The organism is Neoaquamicrobium sediminum, assembly GCF_040970315.1.
In the GTDB taxonomy this organism is placed as follows: Bacteria; Pseudomonadota; Alphaproteobacteria; order Rhizobiales; family Rhizobiaceae; genus Aerobium; species Aerobium sediminum.
Genome location: NZ_JAZHFV010000017.1, coordinates 1 through 23344, shown reverse-complemented (window position 1 = coordinate 23344; position 23344 = coordinate 1). Strand labels below are relative to the sequence as shown.

Below are 23344 nucleotides of genomic sequence, written 5' to 3'. Positions count from 1 at the left end.
TTATCAAGACAGTGCCTGAGGACCAATTGAGCCCGGATCCAATCGAAACCAATGGCCTCCGGGACGAGGTGGGAGGCAACTGATGGACGCCCTCGATTTTCGGCTGACCTGAATAAATGTCGGGCGAGACACGACAGAGCCAATCTTTGCACTCAAGCAACCGAACGAACCGCGACCACGCCGTTTTGGGTTTGCAGATAGAGTATGGTGGCGCGCACGCTGTCCTCCACCCGTTCCAGGCATGGCTGACAGAAAGGAACCTCCGTAACTGCGTCAGGCATGGATTGGCTTTGCTCACGCAGCCTATCGGTGGAAAGATAGTAGCGAGTCACCATCACCGGGGGCATATAGAGCCCTTCGGAAAGCTGAACCGACAAAGTTGCCTTTTTGCCGCAGCAAACGCACGGCTGCGGGGGACGCGCTGTGTTTGCCATCACGAATAGCTTTGCTGGTTTGATCCCGTTTCAGACAAGATGACGACGTCTCCCCCTGATGGCCTCACCGAATCCCGCCAGGGTTTCTTATTCTACGCCGAGAACTGCGGAATGGCTCGACCTTTTCAGTCTTTACTCCTCGTTTAACGTAACCGGTGTTCCAATCCCACATTGTCCTAGCCGCCCTGATCTGTGATCGGTTTTCCATGGAAGAGCAACTGGAGTTTCTCCATGGAGAGTACATTGGAGGTTCTCACGACCAGGAAGTCTGGACGTGAGCCGCATCGGCATTGGCCGGACGACGTCAAGGCCCAGATCGTTTCCGAGAGTCTTCGGCCCGGAGCGCAGGTAAATGAAGTCGCAGAACGGCATGGCCTGAAGCCGAACCACCTGTCCACCTGGCGAACGATGGCGCGGCAGGGTAAACTGGTTCTGCCTGCGCCCGAGGATGCGGTAGAGTTCGCAGCGGTAATCGTCGATCCACCCGTTGTGGAACGGCCCATCAAGAAAGCCAGCCGTCCCGAGATCATCGTCGGGTCCGTCACCATTCGGCTGGAAGAAGGCGCATCTGCCGCCCGCATAGCCGCTGTCGCGCGTGCCTGCGCGGTCCCGGCATGATCTTTCCATCGAACCGCGTTCGGATCATTGTGGCGACAAAGCCCGTCGATTTCCGCAAAGGCCACGATGGACTGGCGGCGCTGGTCAAGAACGAGCTGCACAAGGACCCTTTTACAGGGACGGTCTTCGTATTCCGGTCCCGCAAGGCCGACCGATTGAAGCTGATCTACTGGGATGGCAGCGGTCTAGTAATGGCCTACAAGCGGCTCGAAGAACACACCTTCATCTGGCCGGGCATCAGGGATGGCCTAATGACGCTGGGCCACGCACAATTCGAGGCGCTGTTTGCGGGGCTCGACTGGCGTCGCGTCCGTTCCGTAGAGGCGAGATCGCCGGACGCTATCGAATAGATGCGGCACGATGACTCGGGCGGCAAATTCCAACGGCGAAGCGACGCTGATTTTGATATACTTCGATCATGTTGGACGTCGCCGATCTTCCCGACGATATTGCTGCGCTGAAGGCGATGCTGATCGCGGCGCAAGCGCGTGAAGTTCGCAAGGATGACCGGATCGAGCGTCTGGAGAAGCTGGTCGCCGCTTTCAAGCAAGCAGCATTCGGCCGCAAATCCGAGAAGGCCGATCCTGAACAATTCGATCTCGCATTGGAGGACCTGGAAACGGCCATCGCGGCCATCCATGCCGAAGATGAAGCCGATAGCCCCTCTGAGAAGCCGCAGCCTAAACCCCGTGCCACCAATCGCGGCTCCCTTCCTGCTCATCTTCCTCGCGTCGAGGAGATCATCGAACCAGAAAGCCTGATCTGTGCTTGCGGCGGAGGCCTGCACTGCATTGGTGAAGACGTCTCCGAGCGGCTGGATGTCATTCCGGCGCAATTTCGCGTCCTCGTCACGCGTCGTCCTAAATATGCTTGCCGTGCCTGCACCGACGGCGTTTCTCAGGCTCCAGCGCCTGCAAGATTGATCCACGCCGCGTTACCGACGGAGGCGACCATTGCGCATGTGCTGGTCGCAAAATATGCCGATCACTTGCCGCTTTACCGACAGGTCCAGATCATGAGCCGCCAAGGCGTTGATCTCGACCGCTCCACGCTCGCCGACTGGGTCGGCCGAGCAGCATTCGAACTCCGCCCGGTCTTCGACGCTCTGATCGCCGACCTGAAGCGGTCCACCAAGTTGTTCATGGACGAGGCCCGTGCGCCAGTCCTTGATCCTGGCTCCCGCAAAACCAAAACTGGATACTTCTGGGCGCTGGCCCGCGATGACCGACCGTGGGGCGGAGGTGCTCCGCCTGGTGTCGCCTTCACCTATGCTCCAGGTCGCGGCGGACAGCATGCCGAACGGATATTGCAGGGGTTCACGGGCATCCTTCAGGTTGACGGCTACGCGGGATATAATCGGCTGATCGCGCCGGATCGTCTCGGTTCCGACGTCAAACTCGCCTACTGTTGGGCGCATGCAAGGCGGAAGTTGGTCGAGGTCACCCGCACCGGTTCGACGCCGATTGCAGAGGAAGGGGTGAAGCGGATTGGCGAACTCTATCGCATAGAAGCAGAGCTGCGTGGTCTCGACGCCGACGCTCGTTTGGCTCGACGGCAGGAACGATCAGCGCCATTGATTGCAGACACGCGGGACTGGCTCACGCATCATCGTGCCCGCGTCGCTGGCAAATCGCCGCTTGGCGAAGCGCTTTCCTACATCGCCAAATACTGGGATGGCCTTTGCATCTTCCTGACCGAAGGTCGGATCGAGATCGACAACAATACCGTTGAGCGGACCATTCGGCCGATAACATTAAATCGGAAGAATGCTCTATTTGCGGGACACGATGCAGGAGCGGAGAACTGGGCGACAATCGCCTCGTTGATCGAGACGTGCAAGCTCAACGCTGTCGATCCGTTCGCCTATATGACCGCCACGCTCACCGCCATTGTCAATGGTCACAAGCAGGGCCGGGTTGACGAACTCCTGCCGTGGAGTTTCACCGCAAGGTGAGATTTGCCGAAGAAGTCATCCCTCGGCAAAGGCCGATGAACTCAGCTTGAGATCACCCTACCATGGCGTCGTGTTCTCCGGTTCGACGAACGTCCCCGATGTCGTTGCAGTCAGCGCATACTGCACTGGCAGCCTTGCTCCTTCCTCGGGAGTCATATTGCCGTAGCCGGTCAGGTCGGTCTTGACGAAGCCGGGGCTGACCGAATTCACGATAACGCCGGTCTCTTTCAGTTCCTGGTGCAACTGGATCGTCAGCATGTTCAGAGATGCCTTCGATGCGTTGTAGCCGATGAACTGCTGCGAATAGTATGTCGATGTCGGATCGCCGTTCAGTGTTAGCGAACCAAGCGAGCTGGACACGTTTACGATGCGCCCGGCTGTTGACGTACTCAGCAGCGGCAGCACCGCCTGTGTCACAGCAAATGCGCCGATGAAGTTGACTTCCATCACTCTGCGAACAGCATCAATGGCCGCACAACTGGGAGGAGCGTCTGCAAAATCAAAGATGCCAGCATTATTGACCAGGATGTCCAGGCGGCCATACGTCTCTGCAATAATCTGGGCTGCAGCAGTGATGCTCCGTTCGTCCGTGACGTCGAGCTGGACGCAGAAGGCATCAATGCCCTGCGACTTCAATTCTGCGGCCGCCGTAGTGCCACGATCCACATCCCGTGCACCGATCACGACCCTGACACCAGCCATGCCGAGTTGACGCGAGACTTCCAGACCAATGCCCTTATTGCCGCCAGTTACGAGCGCGACGCGTTCTTCCTTCATGCCTAAAGCCTTTCTTAATCTGCATTTTCAGTCATGATATGAAGAATTGTTCAGTTTGAGGATTCGCTTTTGATCTCTTCCGCACCACAAGCCTTGAAGCCCCGGAAACGACCGCAGCAACGACGCGCTTCGGCCACCCTCGACGCAATTTTCGAGGCAACCATTCAGCTTTTGGTAAAAAACGGTCTTTCGCAACTTACCACCACACGCGTCGCCGAGCGGGCGGGAGTGTCGGTCGGCACGATGTACCAATATTTCCCCCACAAACAGGCTCTGATCTATGCCGTCAACGAACGTTATCTGGAGCTGCTGGCCGAAAGGATCGAAGCCACTTGCCGCGAATGTCAGGGCAACCGTTCAGGCGACATGATCGAAGCGCTAATCGAAACCTACTGGAAAGCCAAAACCGATAAACCGGATGTTACGCGGGCCCTGTACCGATCTGTCGTGGAGATGGACAACGAGGCATTGATATCTGCCTTCGCGGCACGGACCGACGCGGCAGTTACCACCATGCTCGCAAGCGCTTCCGACAACGACGGTTCCGATGCAAGGTCGAATACGCGCACGCTGGTCACCATCATCTTCGGAGCGGTGCGAAATTCCTTCGAGCGAGGCCATTCCGGCGATGTTGCCGAGGACCTACGCCGACAGCTCGTGATCATGTGTCGAGGTTACCTTGAGAGGCATGTGAGATGACTTCCTCCAGACACCCCTAAATGCGACTTCTGGGCGAGATACGGTCAAGGTGATACCGAGACATCGCTTACCGTTTAACTCGGCTTGCACGAGCGCACAACGAGCCGACGCCATTCGGGCAACCAAGTTGTCCATCATGGCTTTCATTCATTGCTGCTTCCGGCGGGGATGCAGGCCGAGCCCTCAAGAATGATGCACAGCGCAGGAAAATTCGCTTTGGGTTTGCGCTTGCTCAACGATGCATCGACACCGCCCGATATGAGTTGCCTATCGACGAAACCAGGAGACATTAGTTGATAGTTCGTCCCGAAGATGTCGACCCCTCCCTGATTGATCTGGCAACCAGGACGGTACCTCGCTACACATCCTACCCGACGGCGCCGCAATTCTCGGCAGAGGTCGGGCCGGGTGAATACGCGGCATGGCTGGACGCGGTTGGCGGGACGAACAATCCCGTTTCGATCTATCTCCACGTGCCGTTCTGCAGGTCGATCTGCAACTATTGCGGCTGCACCACGAAAGCGGCGCTTCGCGACGATCCCATCCGCGCTTACGCCGACGTCCTCAAGGAAGAAATCGGCCTTGTGGGAGCCAGAACCGGACGCATTGCCGTGTCGCACCTGCATTGGGGCGGAGGGACCCCGAACATCTTGCCGCCGGACTGTATGGCGGAATTGGTCGAGCTTCTTTCCAAGACGTTCAATTTCAAGGACGACATGGAACACGCGATCGAACTCGATCCCCGACACGTCACCCAAGACGGCATGGCACGCCTTGGTGATCTGGGCGTAAACCGGGTGAGTCTCGGTGTACAGACGCTCGATGACCAGGTCCAGAAGGCGATCGCGCGCGTTCAGCCGCTGGCCGTCGTCGAAGACGCGATGCGCGCGATATCACAGGCCGGCATCGCAGACGTGAACTTCGACCTGATGTTCGGCCTGCCCTTCCAGACTGAAACGTCCATTGAGGCAACCGTCGAGCAGGCGGTCCGTCTGGCCCCCTCGCGGTTCGCTGTCTTCGGCTACGCGCACGTCCCCTGGATGAAATCGCACCAACGCCTGATCGCCGACGAGACCCTCCCCGACGCTAGCGCGCGGATCGCCCAGGCGCGGCTTGCGCGCCGTCTTCTTGTGGCGGCCGGCTACGAGGGCGTGGGCATCGACCACTTCGCCCGCGAAAGCGATCCGCTTGTCGCAGCGATGCGGAATGGCACGATGCGCCGGAACTTCCAGGGCTACACGACCGACGGCGCGGCCACTCTCATAGGTCTTGGAGCGTCATCCATAAGCCGTACCCCCTCGGGCTATGCGCAGAACCTGCCCGACAACGCTGGGTGGCAACGCCGCATCAGGGCGGGCGAACTGCCCGTGGCCCGGGGCAAGGCGGTCGATGCCGTGAACAGAATACGTGGCGATGTCATCGAAGCGATCCTCTGCTTCTTCGAAGCCGATCTCGCCGTGATCGCAAAGCGCCATGGCTTCCCAGTCGACTTGTTCGGTCAGGACATTGTCAGGCTGCTGAAGGAAATGGGAACACGCGTCCGCATCGACGGCTGGCGGATCGCGATAACGCGGGATCCCCACGAAACCGCACGTCTGGTGGCCAGCCACTTCGATGGCTATCTTCAATCGAACGGCCGTTATTCGGTGGCGGTTTGAAAGCATGCGCGTCGTCTGGAGTGCGGTCGGTTATTCTTCTGTGGCGGTTGGCGTGGCTGGAACGGTCCTGCCATTCCTGCCCGCAACGCCATTCTTCATCCTTGCGGCCTACGCGTTCTCGCGCGGCTCTCCCAAGGTCGAGTCGTGGCTGCTGGAGCATCCGCGGTGGGGGCCTGTGATACGGGACTGGAGACGCAGTCGCGCGATCTCGAAGAAGGTAAAGACAGCGTCCATGTCGGTGATCTGCGCTACGCCCGTGCTGTCGTGGGCACTCGGTTTCGAACCGATCGTTCTGGGAATTCAGGTGGTCGTCCTCACCATGGTGGCCGCGTTTATCGCGACGAGGCCCAGCCCAGGCCCCGATGCCCAGCCATGAGGCTTTCGGGAGACCGTTGACCCTCTCTGGAGACGTCAATGTTCCAGCAGCGGTTCGTAACGCGCATCGATGAGCGTGTTGGGGGAGGCGACGAGTGCCTCCACGCGCCTGTCGTCGAGTGCCGGACCATGCGTGAGTTTTTTGACCGCAAGCGTCTCTGGCACGCTCGGAAACCCGAACGGCTGCCCTGTTTCCGGATTCACCTGCGCGGCGTCGGCCAGTGAGTTGTGTGTGCTGTAGAACGTGACGACCGTGGCCAAGTCCTTGAAGACCTGGCTATGCATGTAGGTCCGGTCACCGCGACATTGCGAAGGGTCGGCGTGCGGAACTTTCCGCGCTCGTCGGGGGAAGCAACGGCGGGGTTGCCCCCAAGACCGGGACCGTCCCAAGGGTCACACCGTTCGGGCCGGTAGGTCCCGCAGCCGCGCGGCCACTGCCGCCGTGTCCGGCATGCCCATCTCGGCGGGGTTCAGCGGCGGCCCGCCAACCGGCTCCTCGAGCATGACAGCGCGTCCGTCGTGGAACAGGCCTCCCCCCATCCGCCGTCCGGATCCTTGCGGAGGGGCGGCACGAGGGCGGCGTAGGACGCTGTTTGGGCGTTGCGGTCGCCAAGTGAAGTCGCATCGTCGCCGAGCGAGGCGGCGTGACTGCATGGATCGCCCCCCACGCCGGGAGCGTGGCAGGTGGCGCAGAACTGGGATCGGTTGGCGGACAGGTTGGGATCGAAGCAAAGCGCCTCGCCGAGAGGTTCCAACGCCGCGGGATCGGCGGCCGCGACTGTTTGCATGGGCCCCGGGAGGCGAACACCATCGCGCTGCCCGAGGCCGGCGCCTTCGTTAAAGCAACCAGCGGGGCCATCGCAAGCGCGTAGCGCCTCATCCAGGTTTCTCCGTCACCACGGCCGCCAGAACCGCGGCTTCGCGGGGGGACGCCGTTGCCCGGGCGGGCCCGACATCCTGTCGGGTGACCACGGGGGTTCGTACGTCACCGCTACCTCCGCAGCCGCCACGCCCGGCACGGCGCAAGCCGCGCGTTCAACACCGTCCTTCAGATAGCCGACGGCCGGGCACCCCCGCGTGGTGGTCGTCATGACCACGTGCGCCGTCGAGCGGTCGTCGACCGCGACGAAGTAGATCAGCCCAAGATCAACGACGTTCTCGCCGAGTTCGGGGTCGATGACCGCGCGTAGCGAATCCCTGACGCTGTCGGCCAGCGTTGTCCGGTCCGTCTGTTCCGGTGCGGCGGTCATGACCCCGTTCCAATACGCACCTGCAAGCGATAGACAGTACCGTCCGGATCGAAGCCACCCTGCCATTCGTGTCCTCGCTGCGTGAGCTGCGGAAACAGGAAGGTCGGTTCCCGGTCGAGAAGGGCTTCCATCACCTCTCCCACCTGCATGGCCTCCACGGCCCCGAGCACCTTCACCATGGGCTCGGGCGGCATCAGCCCCCGGTTGTCGAGATGCATCAGCGGTGTGGGCCAGCGATCGCCGACGGCTTCGGCCGGGGAAGCTGCCGGCCCGGCAGTCGGCGTGAACAGCACTTCCCAGTCCCCGCCGCCGATCTCCCGGTCCTGATGTGTGAATCCCTTCGAACCGAGTGCCCCGAACAAAGGCACCGGCCGAAACGGAGCGAGTAGGCGAAGACCTTCACCTGGTTTCAGCGACGCCACCGTCTCCATGATGCAGCCGAACGGCTCGCCTCCTGCCGTCAGTATCGGCCGTACGTCCAATTCCACATAGTCGGTCATGATCGTGCTCCTTCAGTGCCCGCCCGGCGCAATTGAGTAAAGCAGGGAAGGTCGCAGCGCACCCCCGGGAAACCTCTGGCCTTCGGCGACGTCGGAGAGCATCCGTGCCCTCACCAGATGAACGACGATGGCGGCGGTCGCCGCCAGCGTGCCGAAGGCCGCAATCCGGAAGCCTGCGGCGCTTCCAAATGCCAGTGCGGCGGTTGCCGCCCAGACCGATGCGAAGTACACAATGAACCACGGTCGAGCCGCTGTCTCAGATACGAGGTCCTGGACCCGCGGCGTGGGAGCGCGGCCAAGGATGGGGCCGTAGCATTCGAGCCAGGTCATGAATGGCACGATCTTGTAGAGCTTCGCCAGGCCAAGGCCGGAAAGCCATCCGAAGGCGACGAGGTAGACCGAAGCCGCAATCCCCCTCTCGGCTCCGACCAAGGCTGTCAGGGGAATGGGCAGCACGACCGCAAACCCGAGCGAGGCGAAGGCGAGCGCAGCTATCCGCATATTGAGTTCCAGTTCCCTGCGTCTGCGTCCGCGATAGAAGTTCACCACGTCCCTGCCATAGAGGGCAGCCGCACCCGCGGTGACGAGCCCCGCGACGAGCAACACGCTCGACACTGACCAAGCCGCAAGAAGGGCCGCCACCCCTCCTCCGACGGCCAAGGTTACCGCGCCCAAGGACAACATGAAGGCGACGCGGCTGCCGTTCCCTTGCGGGTCGGGTGAAAGAAGAAACATCGGAAACAGGCGGTAGGAGACGCCCACCGCGCACATGGCCAACCATCCTCCGAGACCGGCAGCGGCATGAACGGGGACGCCCCGGGCAGCGATGTAGATTAACGCGGGCGCCGACGTCGTGCCGCCGAGGACCTGCGTGAACACGAAGCCCAGTGTGACAGCGGCCGCAAGTCCTGCGAGGCCCGCGGCCACGAAGGCTGCCGGGAGCGGAAGCGGCCGGGACCGCGCAAGCGTTAGACCGATCACCGTCACCGCCATGGCAAAGCCGAGGCAGAGCAGAAGGCCGCCCATGGGAAGGAACGCAGTCGTCTCCAGCACGCCGCCCATCGACATGAAGCCAGACAGCAGCAAGGCGAGGCCCACGACGATGAGCAGGAGGGCCGGCAGCGTCAGGCCGGCTCCCGCGAGCGGACGGTTCACGAGGACGGGAACGAACTGGAACAGCGCTCCGCCCATCAGCAGGCTCAGCCAGCCGATCGCAGCGAGATGGACGACCACCAGCGTGCCCGGAGCTCTTAACCCGTCGAGGGGATATCCGTAACCCGCCACCATCAAGGCCTCTGTCGCCAGCAACGACACGAGCGCTGCTGCGAAGTAGGCCATGGTCCATCTCGAGAGCGAGGTTCCGGTCATCGGACTTGCCGACCCATCAGGAACCGCAGCAGCATTCGCAGCCGCCGCCTGCCCTAGAGATGAGGACGCGCCAGACTTCCGGACCCCGCTCAACATAAGTCCAGTCGAAGAGATCGGGGGACCGCGTCTGGATCTGATACTGAAGGGGGCGCGGCTCGTGATCGCTGACGATAGCGAAGGATTGGCCCGGCTTCAGAGCGGCCAGCACCGAGAATATCCGAGGATGGCGCTCGTAGGGCGGGAGGGTGCGGACGTCGATGGTGGGGATTTCGGCCAGTTCCTTGGTGGTCATGCGCGAAGCTCCAGAGTTCAACCGCAGGCAAGACGCGAGGTGCGCCGCCAGCTCAGGGGAAACTCTAGCAAACCCGGCACGATGCCTGTTTGTCGAAGCGCAAACTCAGGAGACGGCGAAGCTGAGCTTCGTGCAGGCTTCGTCCGATTATAACAGCCTGATCGCAACCGCCTGCAGGTTCCACGCCAGCGCTGCCAGAGGCGGAATCGTCACTCCCACAGCAACGGACAGTGCCGCGATCCAGTCGAACCTTCTATCGACCGTCCTGCCCATGGTGCTTCCTTCATGTCGTCAACGTCCACTCCCGGGCGACCTTCCGGTTCCGGCAAAGGCGCGTCCTTGCCCTGATGGAGGACACGCTCCGCCGCGCCGGTGCACGGGCGCTGCTCCCGAAGCGTCGGCGCTCGAGGGCGCCGAAAGAGAACTGCATAATGTCAGGGATATAGACCCGAGCATGAGCGTCGACGAGATCATGCGTCGCCGGCCGGCGACCATCCGTGTGTTCATCCGCACCCGGATGCTATGCCTCGGCTGCCCGATAGGCGTCTTCCATTCGGTGAGGGATGCCTGCGAGGCCCACAACCTCGATGAGGAATACTTCTCACGGGAACTGCTGGCGGCCATGAGAGCCGATGACCAGCTCAACGCGCCGTCAGCATTCGAACGAGCGGGAGCTTGAAAGACGATGAAGATCCTCGAAAGAATGCAGACGAAGCTGGGGCAGTCCAGCGAAGTCATGGCGCGTGCGGACGTCAGACTGTTCGAAGGCGGCTACGCCGCGGAAAACGACACGCGCAACGCGATCTGGCGATGCCTGCTCTGCCGCCACGGCGACGACTGCCGCGACTGGCTGGCGGCGGGTCGGTCGGACTTACCGAATTTCTGTCGGAACCGCGGAACGTACGAGAAATACGTGGTGAGGCTTTAGCCGCGCAGCTGTTCGGACCTACTTTCGCCGTCGGTTCTCGGCCACCAGCATGAGTTCGTGCGGGTCTGTGACTGTGACCTTCTGGCGGCCGCTTCTCACGAGCACGTCGCTCTCCCATCCGCTCAGGTGCCTGCTTACCGTGTGCAGCGTCGTTCCAGTCATTTCGGCGATGTCCTGACCGGTGATCGGGAAATCGATCTCGATGCCGCTTTCGGTCTTCCTACCGGACTGCTTCACAAGGCTCAGTATGGTGTGCGCGATGCGCTGCTCAACCTGCTCCGTCGACATCTCCATGACGCGCGCTTGCGTGTCCTGAAGACGTGACCCGATCGTCAGGTGCGCGCTCGCTCCAAAGGGCGGGAAGCGCACCTGCAGATCCGGCCAGAGGCTGTTGGGCCAGTCGAGCGCCACACAGTCGATCGCCGCCACCGACGTAGCAGGATAAGTGCTTCGGCCCATCGCGACGGCGATCCCGAACAGTTCTCCCTCGGTGATGTAGCGAGCAATCACCTGATGCCCTCCCGGCGAGGTCTGGGCCACGCGGATATGGCCCGAGAGCAGGAGAAGGAAGTGACCGGCCTCCTCTCCCTGCGAGAACACCCCCGAATCCTTGGGACGGCGGGCAGAGCGGGCAGACGCGAGTACGTGGTCGAGTTCTCCGCCCGACACGCCTGCAAAGGCCGGGAAAACCGCTATGAGGGACCTGTCGAGGGACGGCATCGGCGACATCCATCCATATTCGGGATGCGTTCAGCCCTTTTCCACCTGCTGTTTGCTCCACCGCAAACAAGGACATCCTGACGCGGTTTATGCAGCTGCCAACGGCCTGATGATGCCGCGTCTTGGAAAGGAACAAGAAGATGAAAAAGATTGTAGCAATGCTTGCGCTCGGAGCCGCCGTCGTACTCGGGGGCGCGGCCCAGGCGGCCGAGATCGAAGTCCACATGCTCAACAAGGGCGCGAAGGGCGCGATGGTGTTCGAGCCTGACCTGATCGTCGCGGCACCCGGCGACACGATCCGCTTCGTGCCGACTGACAAGGGACACAACGTCGAGACCATCAAGGGGATGTTCCCCGAAGGTGCAGAGCCCTTCAAGAGCAAGTTCAACGAGGAATTCACGGTCACCGTCACGGCCGAAGGCGTCTACGGCGTGAAGTGCACGCCCCACTACGCTATGGGCATGGTCGCCCTGATCCAAGTCGGCGAACCTGCCAATGCGGACGAAGCAAAGGCAGTGAAGCAGACAGGCAAGGCCAAGGCCGTCTTCGCCGAGCTCTTCGGCCAGGCGTTGGCCGCCAACTGAACGAGCAGCTCTGTCTTCCGGGAAGGGGGCACCCGGAGGCCGGGAAGTGGGGGGCGCTTCCCGGCCGACTTTTTGCAGCCTACTCCTGGACGAAGATCGGAGAGCGATCAGCCTATTTGGTAGCTGCTTGGGGCGGAATGGTCTGGCCACTCACCGGCACGTCGTCAATCCCGGAGAATTAGAGAGATCGCCATACACAAAAACCTTGTCCTTTCGACTGCCTTCGCGTTCGCACCCAGCGCACATGTATCGATTGAAACCGCAATCGACCTAAAAGCCCGTCGTGAGAATGCGTCATGGATGCGATGGCAAGGTGGCCGACACAGTACGGCTCGAGATCCCAGAATGAGCCAACGCACTAAAGCCGAAGCTGGGTTGGGCGATTGAGAAGATCAGCTTTCGATACGCAGGCAACATGACCGACGCGGCGACACGGCAACGAGGGCGTAGTGGTGCTCGTGTGGGGCGGTGGGAAGGTCGCCGACGTTGTGTCGGGGGAGTTCATTTTCAGGGTGAAACCGACGCAAACCCTTCCATCTGGCGAAACGGTCTGTTTTCCCGCTGTTCAAGAGCTGCGAGAGTGAAAACGATCGAATGGGTCAGGCCCCCGCCACAGGGCAGCCACCACATGGCCCGAACTCACCCGAGCTGCGCTTGGAGTTCCTCCATAGCGATCAGTCGGGTCATTAACGACTTGTCTCCCACACGGGAAACGAAGCCGCCGCCCAACAATGCTAACCTAGCACTCAGCACCTTCCTGCATCACTGTAGACGAACAAGCCGATACGCGATCTACCGGAACTGCGCAGCGGGTGATAAAGGTGCGTGCCGTATTCGGCTGATCACCTCAATTAGAACGTTGCCCTGCAAGGGCTTGGTTAGGACAGTCAGCCCGTTGTCTTGCTCGATTGCAGAGAATCCATCCGCAAGCAGGATGACCGGCTTGATTAACCGGTCGAGCGACTGCCTCCCTGAAGGATCGATCCGGAGCGCGCCTTCGTCGACGACTGCGCACACAGCCTCCGAGGCAATTGGTGAGGGTTCCGCCCCCGCCAGCAACGCGTGCGATTCAATTAAGAATCCCTCCGCTTCGAGCGCGAACTCCAGTGACCGCCTAAACTCGCGGTCAGGCGCGATTACTTGGACGACGACGGCTACCAAAGAAGCGTTTCCCGAACAAAGCCGGCGGGCCACATGCCCCTCGGTCGCCTCATAAAGCAGCAGCCCGCGTCGTGCGCCTTGAGCAAAGTCAAATGCAGCCGGCGGCGACGCGCACCGGCACCGCATGCCACTGACGCAACGCTCCCAATTCGCGTTCATCGAAGCGCGCCCTGCACTTCAGATCTCGACAGTGTGACCAGGATGGGTCGGCTCGTCGTCACCAGGCAATCGCGCCACCGTCCTTCTCGCTATGGCAACGGACATTTTGTTTGCGCCTGCGCAAAGTACAACCCCGCATTTTGGTCGATGATGTGGGCGCGAAACGATCGACTCAGTGGCGTCGCTCGCCGCGCCGCCCTGCCATGAAAGGAGTCCCCTATGGAACAAAATAGAGACACACGCAGCGTTCTTGATTCCGCCGCAAGTGGTGACAAGGACAGCACGCTACTCCCGATGTTGCTTGGGGGGCTCATTCTCATCGTCATCGGCGCCGGCGTTGTCATGACGATCGTCTGACAGCGACGCGGCCCCAGCCCTTCTTCCTTGACTGCGTCGTCCAACGTTTCAGGATGACATGCTGATCTTCGTTCGATGCGGTCAGTCCCAGACTGGCATCACTGCGCGGCCCGCAGCCTTGTGTGCGGCTGAATTGCAACGCCAGCGGCCACCATCCCGACCAGCTTCGTGTCCGTCGCATTCATCCTGAACCTGTTTGGAACAATATGCAGATCCGCGGGTTGAATGGACGCAGGACCACCCGCGTCCTGCTCGACAACCCCCTAGAACCTTACTCTACGGCCGGCCCTGCGCCGGCCTCTCTTTTGTCGCATTGAGTCGATGGCTCGGCATGTGGCGCCGACCGCACAATCGCCAGCCGCAACGCTACACTCCGATCTATGCAGCGCGAACGATAGTCTGTGGCCCGCCGATCGACCGGAACGCAAAAAACCATCACTTCGCCTGGCTTCTCCCAGAACAGCCCCCGTTCGAGGTTATGAGTGAATGCGAAGCTTTCCTGACACGGCTCCGAACCCGCTTTCAGCGCACTGCGCGGCTGGTCTGCTGGTCGAGTTGCTAATCCCGCCTCGCCTCATCTGCGCGTCGACGCTCGTGCCACTCTCGATCAATCGAACCTTCTTCGGCTTTGTGAAAGAACTGTGAGCAGACCAGCCATCCTTTGAGTGGGCGAAGCAGAAGCGCGCACGCTGCTAGAGTCACAGGCAGCGTGGTCAGCACATGCGCCCACAAAGGAGGTTCGAAAGAAATCTGAAGCCACAGCGCGAATGCCAACGCCGGCACCGCCGCTATTGTCATTGCAAAAAAGGCGGGCCCGTCAGCCGGATCCGCAAAAGAATAGTCTAAACCGCACACTTCGCAGCGCGGCGCCAGTTTCAGGAACCCATTGAACAGGTGCCCTTGCTGACACCGCGGGCAGCGCCCACGAATACCCGTGAGCATCGGGTTGTCTGTCGGGACGTGAGGTTGATCCTGCATCGCTGTTCTCCTTCAGGGGGAAAATTGCGCTTTCCCGCCGATGTTCCCAATGCGGCAAAACAGCATGCGACTTTCTGGTGCGCCCGTCGATCCTCCGCACTTTCAAGCGCAAAGGGGCGGCAGTTGCTATTGGACGATACCTCGCCGATGGGGTGCGAAGAGGAGTTGTGCCAATGTAGCTGACAGGGACGCGGTCGTCGCCGACCGGACCGGCTTTCAGCTCGCTCACGGGCTGCTTTCATAGGGTTCAAGAACAAGATCGCGCGTGACGATGACACGCACCGGAAACCCCGGCCGGACAGTCAGAGTCGGCGGCACAGCAAGCTGGCGTCGAATGATCTGCTGACCGGCGTCTTCGATAGTGTCTTGCAGGCCGTCACGGACGGCTCGCAGCAGCCGCTCCTCTTCATCGATCACCAGCTCAGAGCCAATGCCGAGCAGCGTCGATAGCCCGGCCGCTTTCGCCAGATCCCACCAATGGTGATCAACCCCGTCCTCCAAACCGGCATAGCCTTGCTGATCGGCGCCAGGCTGACGCTCAAGCACGATGGAACGACCATTGGGCAGGATCAGACGGTTCCAGACGAGCAGCACCCTGCGCTGCCCGAACTGGACGCTGTTGTCATACTCGCCGATCAGCCGCGCGCCCTGCGGGATCAGGACAATCCGGCCGGTGGGGCTGTCACGCACGGTCTCGGTCACCTGTGCTGTAATCTGACCGGGCAGGTCCGAGCGGATGCCTGTCACCAAGGCTGCCGGAATGATGGAGCCAGCCTGAAGGATATAGGGCGACGCTGGTGGCTCAACGCGGTCGGGCGTAGCCGACAAGCACCAGATGATACAGGCGTGCAGCATCGTAAATGAAATCTGGAACAACGCGGCGGCGCAGATAGAACTCGCCAAAATCCTGATCTGACAAAACAAACTCAGATGTTCTCGCTGGGCTCTCGTCGAGTGCCCCATGGATATGGAGCACGCCAGAGAAGTCAGAACTCCGCGATGGCCTTGGGATCGAACCAAGAGAATAGGTTTCAACGCGCGACCGAAGGCGTCGGGCAGCGACTTGAAGCAGGAGATCGAAGTTTGTTGTCACAATGGTTTTGGCTCCGCCGCGATCGGAAAGGGCTATGAGCGCCTTGTGGATTGGGGCTGGGCTTGCTGCGCCTGAACGCAGGATGGTCGCGACTGTCCGCCTGACTTGGCTATCGCCACGTGTCTGATCGTCTAGTCGGCGCTCAAGCATCCCGAGGACGACGTCATAGTCCCCTTGGATGAATCGCCTAACTTCAGCACTTTGCTGATCGGTCAGGCCAGCACAATTGGCCAGCCACTGGTTGCAAGCCCCAGGGGGCAATCCGGTTAAGACGCTGTGTGTCGAAGTATCGAGTGTGGCGTAGACTTTGAGGACAAGTTCACGAAAACCCGGAAGCCCCGCAGGCTGGGATATGCCTGCACCGCAAATGAACAGCACTTCCCCGCGCGCATGAGCCAGAAGGAGTCGCTCCGGGATTGGGGAGAGCCCAGGGCCCAATTGTAATACTCTGTCTTCAACAGCGGTACTGGCAGCCACAGCCTTTAAGCCTTAGGTTCCCGAATCGTTTGCTTCATTCTATTGTCCGGTTTCCTGGCTGAACAACTGACTGCGGCCACGTTCCCCGCCGGCCCGATCGAGCCAATAGCCAGGTACTTTAAGAATGGCGGGTTTCGGGTCGCGGCAAAAGTTGGCAGAGAGGCCGCAATGCGGTCGACGGCGGAACGTCGGCTTTCTCAGTTTCTCATCCAGAACCGGTCAGTCAACAGACGGCCCCGATTGCTCCGTCACTTCGATGACGGGGACCCCTGTGGAGATGACCGGCTTGGGGTGGTTTGGGGACTGGCAGGTTCTGGGCAGCCACTCCGGGAAAGCTGCCATTCACCTTCAATCGCTGCCAAGATCGGCTGCACGGCGCAGTCGCTCAATGAGTGGGTGAAGAAGGCTGGGTGACGGAAAGTCCGTCCGTAAGAACGTGCCGCTGTCCCAATTCGCAATTCGAGCGGGCGAGCGGTCTCCACGGGCCGCTCGCCTATTGCAGCTAGTTTGCCGTGGTCGGGTCGATGATCGACGAAACCTTCGTGATGCGGTTTGCTGGAAAACCACTGCGCGTTGCGTGATCACGAATTGCCGCTTCATCTTCTGCCAGATACAGGCAGAAGGTCTTATCGCCGGAGACATAGGAATGCTCCCATTGCACACGAGGAGCAAGTTCGGCCAGTGCAGCGTTCGACGTCCTAGACGCATCGCGCAACTGGTCGCGACTAAAGGAACCTACCGCCGGAATTTCCCGCTCAATTACGAAACGTTGCATTGTCTTCTCCTTTTGTCTGATGGCCGTTCATCTCTGGCAGACGGCGGAGCACAAGGTCCAGTTTGGATACTGAACCATCCCGATTCATATTGTAAACTGGCTCGATCGCCGTCGATCTTGCAGTGTGGAGGAAGAGAGGAGACAAGGTTTGAGCGCTAGGCCATACGGATTGATCTGTCCGATTTCGCATGCTTGCGACGTCTTGGAGCCACGCTGGACGATACCGATACTGACGGAAATGTGGGGTGGTGCCACGCGCTTCAGCGACATTCGCCGCGGTGTCGGCAACATATCCACGGCCCTCCTGTCAAAAAGACTAAAGGAGCTTGAAGTCAAGGGCCTTGTCCGGCGGGTTGAAGACCGGGCGAGCGGGCGGGTTGATTACACTAGAACTCAACGGGCAATAGAACTCGAACCGATCCTCGATGCTCTGGGCAAATGGGCTCAATGCAACATAGAGGCCCGCCAGGCATTGGCCGCCACGGACCTGTCGACACTGATGTGGCACATGCGTAACTATATCGACCCCGCCCAGCTTCCTGATCGGCAGGTCGTAATCCAGTTCCGGTTCAGCGATCCCGACCTCGAATACCGCGTTTATTGGGCCCTCATCCGGCCGGGCGCTCCCGTTGAAATCTGCTCGGCAATCCCGGGGTTCGATATCGATCTCTACATCGAGACGGACTGCTTATCCATTTGCTCGATACTCCTCAGCCGCACGAGCATTTCGCGCGAAATCGCGGAGGGCCGCCTTTTCCTCAGCGGAGAAGCCCTTTTGATAGAGACAATGGACCGCTGGTTCTACCAGAGAACGAAAGAGCGACCTGAAGAAATCAGGCAGTTGGAAGAACTCGCATCGTGTTGACCGTGACAGCGGCGCGTCTCAGGCGAGCCCGCCGTAGGCAAGGATTGCAGTTAACGTCGCGGCGCGAGCACTTAGTACCGACAACAGCGATCTGCACTACTGCATAAATCAAAGCAGCCAACCGGCCCTTCACAATGCTACCGCGTTTCAAAGCACTGAGCTTCGACGCGCTTGCTGCATTCACGTGATACCCGGTCCGCATTCGTCGAGAACGGCTCTGTCGCGTGTGTCGCCCCGCCGGACACGATTAGTCGCGAAGCAGGCAGAGCACTCTACCCCTACGGCCTAGTTAGAACCTGGCGTCCTGCTGTCCATGGCCTTGCTAGTCACTTCCGGCTCCCACCACAGGATAGGATTGTTTTGGAAGGATGCGCGGTCACGCAGGCGCCGTATCAGGGCCTCGATGCTGGGGAAACGGACGAGAGCCGGATCGAGCCCGAGCGGTCGATTGACGATAAACTCGAGATGGCAGACGAGGAAGATGTCCTGGGCGGAAAGCTCCCCGTCAAAGAATCCACCTTCACGAGAAATCCGCGCATCCAGCCATTGTAAGATATGGGGTAAGCGGTTGGCGCATCGGGCAAGATACTCGTTTTCGCAATGACGGACGCCGGTCCAGGTCATCTGGCTGACGGTGGTGACGGCAGTGCCGAGAGTCTGGATTGTTGCGAAAACAAGGCGGTCATCCCATTCGCGTTCGGGCCGGGCCAATGCAGCCGCCAGCGGAGGCTGCACAGCAGGTCGACGCCGATATTCGCGCAGGAGGTATTCGGCAGTGACGCCGCTTTCCCAGAGTATGCGGTCGCCGTCCCACAGTATCGGAACCTGAAGGGTCGGCGTTGCAGCGGCCCGTTCTGCCACCGTCGCCGAAGTGGTTTCTTCGCGACGCTCCCAATCCAGGCCGAGTTCGTCGAGAATGACCCTAACGCCACGCGCAAAGGGCGAACCAGCCGTAAATTGCAGTGCGCGCATGCCGTATCCTCCGGATCATGATTATTACCTCGCCGCTCGGGCAAGTCGGTGATTTTCGAAGACCCTCGCGTCAGCTGATCTACCGTCCTGCATTGAAGCACCGCGATAGGTTGGCACACCAGCGACAATCATGCTCGATGGCATCGCGCTATCGGAAAAGATCTGTGTCGTGTTTTCTCGTGCAGGCATAATCCGGTTCGGCTGATCGAGCGTGCCGCGGAAGACCGCGACTTCGGCAAAGCTTTGGCTGGCGAGCCACAATCCGCCGCCGCATCGCGTGCAGAAATTCAACTGTACCATCTTGCCGCCGCCGGTCGAACTTTGGGCATAGGTTGCGGGGCGGCCGCTAGTCACGGTCACATCTTGAGGCGGGAACAGGCATTGGAAATTTGGCGCTCCGCCGAGCGCCTTGCGACAAAATTCACAGTGGCAAATCACTATCAGAGACGGGTCGCTTCTCGCCTCGTAGCGCACGTCACCGCACAAGCAGCCACCGACATGAGGACCAACATCGCCTGATATCGAGCCACCCACCAGAAGCGTTTCTTCGAATACGACCGGCAGGGCAATGCTCCCATCCGCCGGGTCGCAATGGCCGCTGAATGTCTCGTAGCCCGGCGGAATCAGCGTTCCGCCGGGTGCGCGATCGACAAAAATCTGACGGATGGTCTCGGGGGAGAAGTCGAGAACGGCTGGGTCGTCGAGCGTTCCTGAGAATATGTTGAGCGTTTCGGTCCAGCGCTCGAAGGTCAGATAGAGCTTGGTACCGCAGTTGGCGCAGAAATGGATGTAGACTTGCTTCCCACTGCCGCCGGATACATGGGCATGGACCTTGGGCGTGCCTGCTAGGAGCTCAAACGCCTCCGGCGCGAAACAGTGCTCGACGAGGTAGGACGCTCCGGTCATTTTCTGGCAGGCGGTGCAGTGGCAATGGTAGCCGTTGCCGCGATGCGGGGCTACTTGATAGCGGACTGCACCGCAGAGGCAACCGCCCTCGTGACCCGACGCCATAGTCGTTCGCTCCTTCCTGGCGGTTGATGTCCACGGCCGTATTGCAGTTCAGGGCGGCCGATTAACTGGGGCAGCGACAACAATATCTGCGACTCGTCCGTTCGTACGTCAACAATCTCAAGAAGTGGCCCAATCGTGGCGTCATCGTTGCCTTAGCGCCATGGGTCGTATTCTGCATCGGCCACGCTCACACTTTTTCGTCAGCCCAACCTGTTTTCAGTTAGCGCTCGATATTTCCAATCGGACTCAATTCAATGTGTACAGGCGGTGGCGAAGAGCAGCATCGCGGGATCGATGCCGAAGGTAGTCTCAAGGCTCATGCCGAACAATTGGAGCCAGGCTTCCTGCGCACGGTAAGCGACCGCCTCCCGCTCGCCGGGGCAGGCAAAGCGCATGTCGGCTGATGTCTGCAGGTGATGCACCATCTCATGGACCAGCACCGACAGCTGCGCTACGCTGCTGCCCGTCCAACCTTCCGTGAAATAGATGGTGCCGCTGTCGTCATATACGGCCACAACCTCGCCGGGCGAAACGGAAGATCCCGCTCCGTAGCGGATCTCCACGAGTTCTGCCGCTGGCAGCGTGGCAAGTGTCGGGTGCTTCTGCGCCGCCGGCAGATCGAAATTGACTTCTAGCCAGAGCGCGATGGTGTCGAGCAGGGGCGGTGGCTGCAGCGGTTCGGCGGCAGCCGGCCCGGCGCCGGCTAGGAACAGGACGGTAGCGGTGTTTCTGATGGCGGTACGCACAGCTGTCCTCGCATCAAGGTGAACTTCGAGGATCTGCCGAGTGATGAGGCAAGTAATGAAAGGGCGCTGAAAGAAGCCTGAAATTGTGCTACAAATCTCGGAGAAGTTGGCTTGGGAGCCGGCGTTGGATCAACAATGCTCAATTCGTTTCGGCGACTTCACCCTAAACAGGGCGCGAGGTCGCCTTGAGGACGCCACCGGCGCGGAGAGGTTCCTGCGGCCAAAATCCTATCGCGTGCTTGAGGTTTTGGCCGAGCGGTGTGGCCAATTGGTGAGCAAGGATGATCTCGTCAACGAGGCCTGGCCGAACGTATTCGTGTCTGACGATTCACTTGCCCATTGCATAAGCGATATCCGGCGGGCGTTCGGCCCGGGAGCCGCCGACCTGTTGCGTACGGTGCCGAAGAGGGGATATGCGCTGGCGGTTCCAGGCTCGGATTCGCAGTTTCCCTTGCCGCCGATCACGAAACTCCGCGACATGCGAACTGGGGTCGTTGCGCTGGCACTGGCCGTGGCGGCAGCAGGTTTGTCGTGGGCACTTCATGACAATGAACGTGTGGTCGAGCCCGTTGCGGCCAATTCCCTAGTTGGGCAGGCGAATGCCTTCTTGGAGGCTCGAGACTGGCGGAGACGCGAGGACAACGAGCAGGCGCGCAGGCTGCTGGAGACGGCACTCGCCACCGAGCCCGGAAATTCCGATGCGCTGGCGAGCCTCGGGCTTACCTACTGGCTGGAGGTCAAGCACCTAGCGTGGGGTGGTGGCCGGCGCGAGATGGAGCGGGCGCTTAGCCTTGTTGAACGCGCCGTCGCGTCAGGTGGAAGCGCGCGATCGCACCGGCTGCTCGCGGAGATGCGATTGCTCGCACCGTTCCCTGACAAGCGGTCTTCGGTCGATGCCCTTGCAAGCGCCCGCGCGGCGGTCGCCATCGACGGCGACGATCCCGACAATCTCGCCGTGCTCGCGCAAGCGCTTGCCCTGACGGGCCGATCGACGGAAGCGGTCGGCATGATCGAACAGGCTCTGCTCCTCAAGCAGTCGCCGCCTGACTGGTATCACCAGATCGCGGGCCTTAGCTACCTGCTCGCCGGCGAGCCCACCCAGGCAGCAGAGCAACTCGGCCCGCTCTACGGCGCGGGCACGTTTGCCAATGCGCGGTGGTGGTCGGGATGGTTGTTCGCGGCAAGCCTCGCCCATGCCGGCCGGACCGACGAGGCGTCCAGGGTGGTCGAGTCGGCTTTGGCGCGCCGACCGGAAAGAAGCGCATCGGCTGTTGCGCAGTCCCTCTACGGCCTCTCCAACGAAGAAGATCTGCGGCTAGTCCTCGACGGACTAAGGCTTGCCGGCATGCGCGGTTGAGCCTGTCCAGTCGACATGGGTTCGCGCCTGCCAATCGGCATAGTCCTCACGAAAGCGCATAAAGCCTTCCCATGCCTCGGAAAGCGTCGAGTCGCGAGCAACTTCCTCGGCGATGACCTCGTCCCATGCCTGTCGTAATTCGGCAAGGATTCCATCCGGCCAGGTATGAAACTCGACACCGGCGGCGCGCAGCGATGCGAGCGCTTCAATCTGCCGTGCCGTCGCCTCAGCCGCGGTCCAAGACAGCGTATCACCGCAGGCTGCTTCCAGTGTCGCCTTGTTGGCCGGTGAAAGGGCCCTCCACCTCTGTTCGGTCATCAATATTTCGAGCGACGTGACCGGCTGCTGCCATCCGGGAAAATAGAGGTGCTTGGCGATCTCGGCGATGCCGAGCTCGGAATCGATCGAAGGTAAGGAGAATTCCGCCGCGCCAATCAGGCCGGCTTCGAATGCGGAGCGGATTTCGCCAGCCGGAAGTTCGTAGGGCACGACGCCCAGCTTGCGTAGCACCTGAGCGCCGTAGCCGAAACTGCGCATTGCCAGACCGTCAAGGTCCGCAGAACTGCTGACTGGTTCGAGGAACCAGCCGCCGCCTTCCGCCGGCAGGATACCGCAATAAAGACTCTTCAACTCATGCCGAGCATATATCGCCTCCAATGCCTCGGCGCCACCACCCATCTGCATCCAGGCTGTGAAGCCGGCTGGATCGGGACCGAAGGGAAAGCCGGTGAAGATCGTCAGCGCAGGGTCTTCGCGGTGGTGGTGGCCCGCCGACCCCCAGACAGCGTCGATCAAGCCGGATTCCAACGCGCCGAAGGTTTCCTGGTCGAGCACGAGTCGGTCATGCACCTCAATGACGAAGGTTCCACCTGACAGGCGCAGCACAGTTTGTGCAAACCGCTCGCCCGCTTCGCCGAACAATTTCGGATAGAGCAGGCTGTTCATGCGCCAGCGCAGAACCTCCTCCTGGCCGGCGGCCGGGCCCATTGCAAGCCAGAAGGCGACCATAAATCCGCCAAATGCCCGAACGGCGTTGGAAGATGTCGTCATGCCTACAAACGTCCAGTGCGATCGCTTGTACTGTTCCTGCATATTCTGAAGTTGCCGTCCATATTGCAAGAAGCCGTGGTTCGTTTGGTGACGTCCCGAGACGTGGTGTAGCTGGTTAGCGCGGCGGTCATCGGCGCTTTCCGGTAGGGTTTGGTTGTCGACACCAACTCCTGCTGAAAGGAACAC

At 60.7% G+C, this 23344-nt stretch carries 30 protein-coding genes and 1 pseudogene; 12 read left to right on the top strand and 19 right to left on the bottom strand.

What is annotated here, in order from left to right; all coding sequences use genetic code 11:
- Window positions 1-665: 665 nt before the first annotated feature.
- The 3 genes from tnpA to tnpC all read left to right on the top strand — a co-directional run bounded on the left by tnpA (window position 666) and on the right by tnpC (window position 3006).
- Complete coding sequence (tnpA, locus tag V1479_RS25225; RefSeq protein ID WP_368805270.1) at window positions 666-1052, top strand: IS66-like element accessory protein TnpA; 387 nt, start codon at window positions 666-668, stop codon at window positions 1050-1052.
- Window positions 1049-1402, top strand: coding sequence for an IS66 family insertion sequence element accessory protein TnpB (gene tnpB, locus V1479_RS25220; RefSeq protein ID WP_368805269.1), 354 nt, complete (start codon window positions 1049-1051; stop codon window positions 1400-1402). Before tnpA ends, tnpB begins: the two co-directional genes overlap by 4 nt.
- Before the next feature lie 68 nt (window positions 1403-1470).
- Window positions 1471-3006 carry an IS66 family transposase gene (tnpC, locus tag V1479_RS25215; protein WP_368805268.1) on the top strand — a complete coding sequence of 512 codons (1536 nt, stop codon included), beginning with the start codon at window positions 1471-1473 and terminating at the stop codon, window positions 3004-3006.
- A gap of 57 nt (window positions 3007-3063) precedes the next feature.
- Here the strand turns inward: tnpC and V1479_RS25210 are convergent, their stop codons facing one another.
- The gene (locus V1479_RS25210) at window positions 3064-3783 is read right to left on the bottom strand and encodes an SDR family oxidoreductase (RefSeq protein ID WP_368805267.1); all 720 of its coding nucleotides are present in this window, start codon (window positions 3781-3783) and stop codon (window positions 3064-3066) included.
- A gap of 69 nt (window positions 3784-3852) precedes the next feature.
- On the opposite strand from V1479_RS25210, the gene V1479_RS25205 reads away from it, so the two are divergent.
- The 3 genes from V1479_RS25205 (at window position 3853) to V1479_RS25195 (ending at window position 6516) form a co-directional block, all read left to right on the top strand.
- Window positions 3853-4482 (top strand): TetR/AcrR family transcriptional regulator, encoded by a 630-nt coding sequence (locus tag V1479_RS25205; protein WP_151558795.1) that lies wholly within the window; start codon window positions 3853-3855, stop codon window positions 4480-4482.
- Window positions 4483-4775: 293 nt separating this feature from the next.
- The gene (gene hemN / locus V1479_RS25200; RefSeq protein WP_368805266.1) at window positions 4776-6140 is read left to right on the top strand and encodes an oxygen-independent coproporphyrinogen III oxidase; all 1365 of its coding nucleotides are present in this window, start codon (window positions 4776-4778) and stop codon (window positions 6138-6140) included.
- On the top strand, window positions 6097-6516 hold the full coding sequence (locus V1479_RS25195; protein WP_368805265.1) for a YbaN family protein: 420 nt from the start codon (window positions 6097-6099) through the stop codon (window positions 6514-6516). The genes hemN and V1479_RS25195 overlap by 44 nt, the downstream gene beginning before the upstream one ends.
- 35 nt (window positions 6517-6551) lie before the next feature.
- On the opposite strand, the gene V1479_RS25190 is transcribed toward V1479_RS25195, so the two are convergent.
- The 8 genes from V1479_RS25190 to V1479_RS25155 all read right to left on the bottom strand — a co-directional run bounded on the left by V1479_RS25190 (window position 6552) and on the right by V1479_RS25155 (window position 10198).
- Window positions 6552-6800, bottom strand: coding sequence for a hypothetical protein (locus V1479_RS25190; RefSeq protein WP_368805264.1), 249 nt, complete (start codon window positions 6798-6800; stop codon window positions 6552-6554).
- A gap of 108 nt (window positions 6801-6908) precedes the next feature.
- Window positions 6909-7055 (bottom strand): hypothetical protein, encoded by a 147-nt coding sequence (locus V1479_RS25185; RefSeq protein ID WP_368805279.1) that lies wholly within the window; start codon window positions 7053-7055, stop codon window positions 6909-6911.
- Window positions 6986-7303, bottom strand: a complete 318-nt coding sequence (locus V1479_RS25180) for a cytochrome c peroxidase (RefSeq protein WP_368805263.1) — start codon at window positions 7301-7303, stop codon at window positions 6986-6988. Before V1479_RS25180 ends, V1479_RS25185 begins: the two co-directional genes overlap by 70 nt.
- Window positions 7304-7408: 105 nt before the next feature.
- The gene (locus V1479_RS25175; RefSeq protein WP_368805262.1) at window positions 7409-7765 is read right to left on the bottom strand and encodes a metal-sulfur cluster assembly factor; all 357 of its coding nucleotides are present in this window, start codon (window positions 7763-7765) and stop codon (window positions 7409-7411) included.
- Window positions 7762-8265, bottom strand: coding sequence for a DUF2249 domain-containing protein (locus tag V1479_RS25170; RefSeq protein ID WP_368805260.1), 504 nt, complete (start codon window positions 8263-8265; stop codon window positions 7762-7764). The genes V1479_RS25175 and V1479_RS25170 overlap by 4 nt, the downstream gene beginning before the upstream one ends.
- Window positions 8266-8277: 12 nt before the next feature.
- Window positions 8278-9633 (bottom strand): hypothetical protein, encoded by a 1356-nt coding sequence (locus V1479_RS25165; RefSeq protein ID WP_368805259.1) that lies wholly within the window; start codon window positions 9631-9633, stop codon window positions 8278-8280.
- A gap of 16 nt (window positions 9634-9649) precedes the next feature.
- Window positions 9650-9925 (bottom strand): DUF2249 domain-containing protein, encoded by a 276-nt coding sequence (locus tag V1479_RS25160; protein ID WP_368805258.1) that lies wholly within the window; start codon window positions 9923-9925, stop codon window positions 9650-9652.
- Between the two features lie 147 nt (window positions 9926-10072).
- On the bottom strand, window positions 10073-10198 hold the full coding sequence (locus V1479_RS25155) for a hypothetical protein (RefSeq protein ID WP_368805257.1): 126 nt from the start codon (window positions 10196-10198) through the stop codon (window positions 10073-10075).
- Window positions 10199-10379: 181 nt separating this feature from the next.
- Here V1479_RS25155 and V1479_RS25150 point away from each other — a divergent pair, with 181 nt between their 5' ends.
- Entirely contained in the window at window positions 10380-10604 is a 225-nt protein-coding gene (locus tag V1479_RS25150; protein ID WP_368805256.1) for a DUF1858 domain-containing protein, read from the top strand.
- Window positions 10605-10610: 6 nt separating this feature from the next.
- Window positions 10611-10853 (top strand): DUF6455 family protein, encoded by a 243-nt coding sequence (locus V1479_RS25145; protein WP_368805255.1) that lies wholly within the window; start codon window positions 10611-10613, stop codon window positions 10851-10853.
- 18 nt (window positions 10854-10871) lie between these two features.
- On the opposite strand, the gene V1479_RS25140 is transcribed toward V1479_RS25145, so the two are convergent.
- On the bottom strand, window positions 10872-11573 hold the full coding sequence (locus V1479_RS25140) for a Crp/Fnr family transcriptional regulator (protein WP_368805254.1): 702 nt from the start codon (window positions 11571-11573) through the stop codon (window positions 10872-10874).
- A gap of 140 nt (window positions 11574-11713) precedes the next feature.
- On the opposite strand from V1479_RS25140, the gene V1479_RS25135 reads away from it, so the two are divergent.
- Entirely contained in the window at window positions 11714-12157 is a 444-nt protein-coding gene (locus V1479_RS25135; RefSeq protein ID WP_368805253.1) for a pseudoazurin, read from the top strand.
- Window positions 12158-12949: 792 nt separating this feature from the next.
- On the opposite strand, the gene V1479_RS25130 is transcribed toward V1479_RS25135, so the two are convergent.
- Window positions 12950-13477: a hypothetical protein gene (locus V1479_RS25130; RefSeq protein ID WP_368805252.1), complete on the bottom strand. Its 528-nt coding sequence runs from the start codon at window positions 13475-13477 to the stop codon at window positions 12950-12952.
- 219 nt (window positions 13478-13696) lie between these two features.
- On the opposite strand from V1479_RS25130, the gene V1479_RS25125 reads away from it, so the two are divergent.
- Window positions 13697-13834 (top strand): hypothetical protein, encoded by a 138-nt coding sequence (locus V1479_RS25125; RefSeq protein WP_368805251.1) that lies wholly within the window; start codon window positions 13697-13699, stop codon window positions 13832-13834.
- 558 nt (window positions 13835-14392) lie between these two features.
- Here the strand turns inward: V1479_RS25125 and V1479_RS25120 are convergent.
- The 4 genes and pseudogenes from V1479_RS25120 to V1479_RS25105 form a co-directional block, all read right to left on the bottom strand.
- On the bottom strand, window positions 14393-14812 hold the full coding sequence (locus V1479_RS25120) for a DUF983 domain-containing protein (protein ID WP_368805250.1): 420 nt from the start codon (window positions 14810-14812) through the stop codon (window positions 14393-14395).
- A gap of 225 nt (window positions 14813-15037) precedes the next feature.
- Window positions 15038-15637, bottom strand: a pseudogene (locus tag V1479_RS25115) (TraB/TrbI/VirB10 family type IV secretion system protein); the annotation flags it as partial.
- Window positions 15615-16055 (bottom strand): SIR2 family protein, encoded by a 441-nt coding sequence (locus V1479_RS25110; RefSeq protein ID WP_368805277.1) that lies wholly within the window; start codon window positions 16053-16055, stop codon window positions 15615-15617. The gene V1479_RS25110 and the pseudogene V1479_RS25115, both read right to left, overlap by 23 nt.
- Window positions 16056-16884: 829 nt before the next feature.
- On the bottom strand, window positions 16885-17157 hold the full coding sequence (locus V1479_RS25105) for a DUF4242 domain-containing protein (RefSeq protein ID WP_368805249.1): 273 nt from the start codon (window positions 17155-17157) through the stop codon (window positions 16885-16887).
- A gap of 202 nt (window positions 17158-17359) precedes the next feature.
- Between V1479_RS25105 and V1479_RS25100 the strand changes: the two genes are divergently transcribed.
- A complete protein-coding gene (locus V1479_RS25100; protein ID WP_368805248.1) occupies window positions 17360-18022 on the top strand; it encodes a winged helix-turn-helix transcriptional regulator in 663 nt (220 codons plus the stop codon).
- Window positions 18023-18307: 285 nt separating this feature from the next.
- Here V1479_RS25100 and V1479_RS25095 read toward each other — a convergent pair whose 3' ends face one another.
- The 3 genes from V1479_RS25095 to V1479_RS25085 form a co-directional block, all read right to left on the bottom strand.
- Window positions 18308-18994: a glutathione S-transferase family protein gene (locus V1479_RS25095; protein ID WP_368805247.1), complete on the bottom strand. Its 687-nt coding sequence runs from the start codon at window positions 18992-18994 to the stop codon at window positions 18308-18310.
- Window positions 18995-19018: 24 nt separating this feature from the next.
- Window positions 19019-20005, bottom strand: coding sequence for a GFA family protein (locus tag V1479_RS25090; RefSeq protein WP_368805246.1), 987 nt, complete (start codon window positions 20003-20005; stop codon window positions 19019-19021).
- Between the two features lie 251 nt (window positions 20006-20256).
- Window positions 20257-20751, bottom strand: coding sequence for a DUF6647 family protein (locus V1479_RS25085; protein ID WP_368805245.1), 495 nt, complete (start codon window positions 20749-20751; stop codon window positions 20257-20259).
- Window positions 20752-20836: 85 nt separating this feature from the next.
- On the opposite strand from V1479_RS25085, the gene V1479_RS25080 reads away from it, so the two are divergent.
- Entirely contained in the window at window positions 20837-22108 is a 1272-nt protein-coding gene (locus V1479_RS25080) for a winged helix-turn-helix domain-containing protein (RefSeq protein WP_368805244.1), read from the top strand.
- On the opposite strand, the gene V1479_RS25075 is transcribed toward V1479_RS25080, so the two are convergent.
- A complete protein-coding gene (locus V1479_RS25075; RefSeq protein WP_368805243.1) occupies window positions 22082-23158 on the bottom strand; it encodes a TRAP transporter substrate-binding protein in 1077 nt (358 codons plus the stop codon). The genes V1479_RS25080 and V1479_RS25075 overlap by 27 nt on opposite strands.
- Window positions 23159-23344 lie beyond the last annotated feature (186 nt).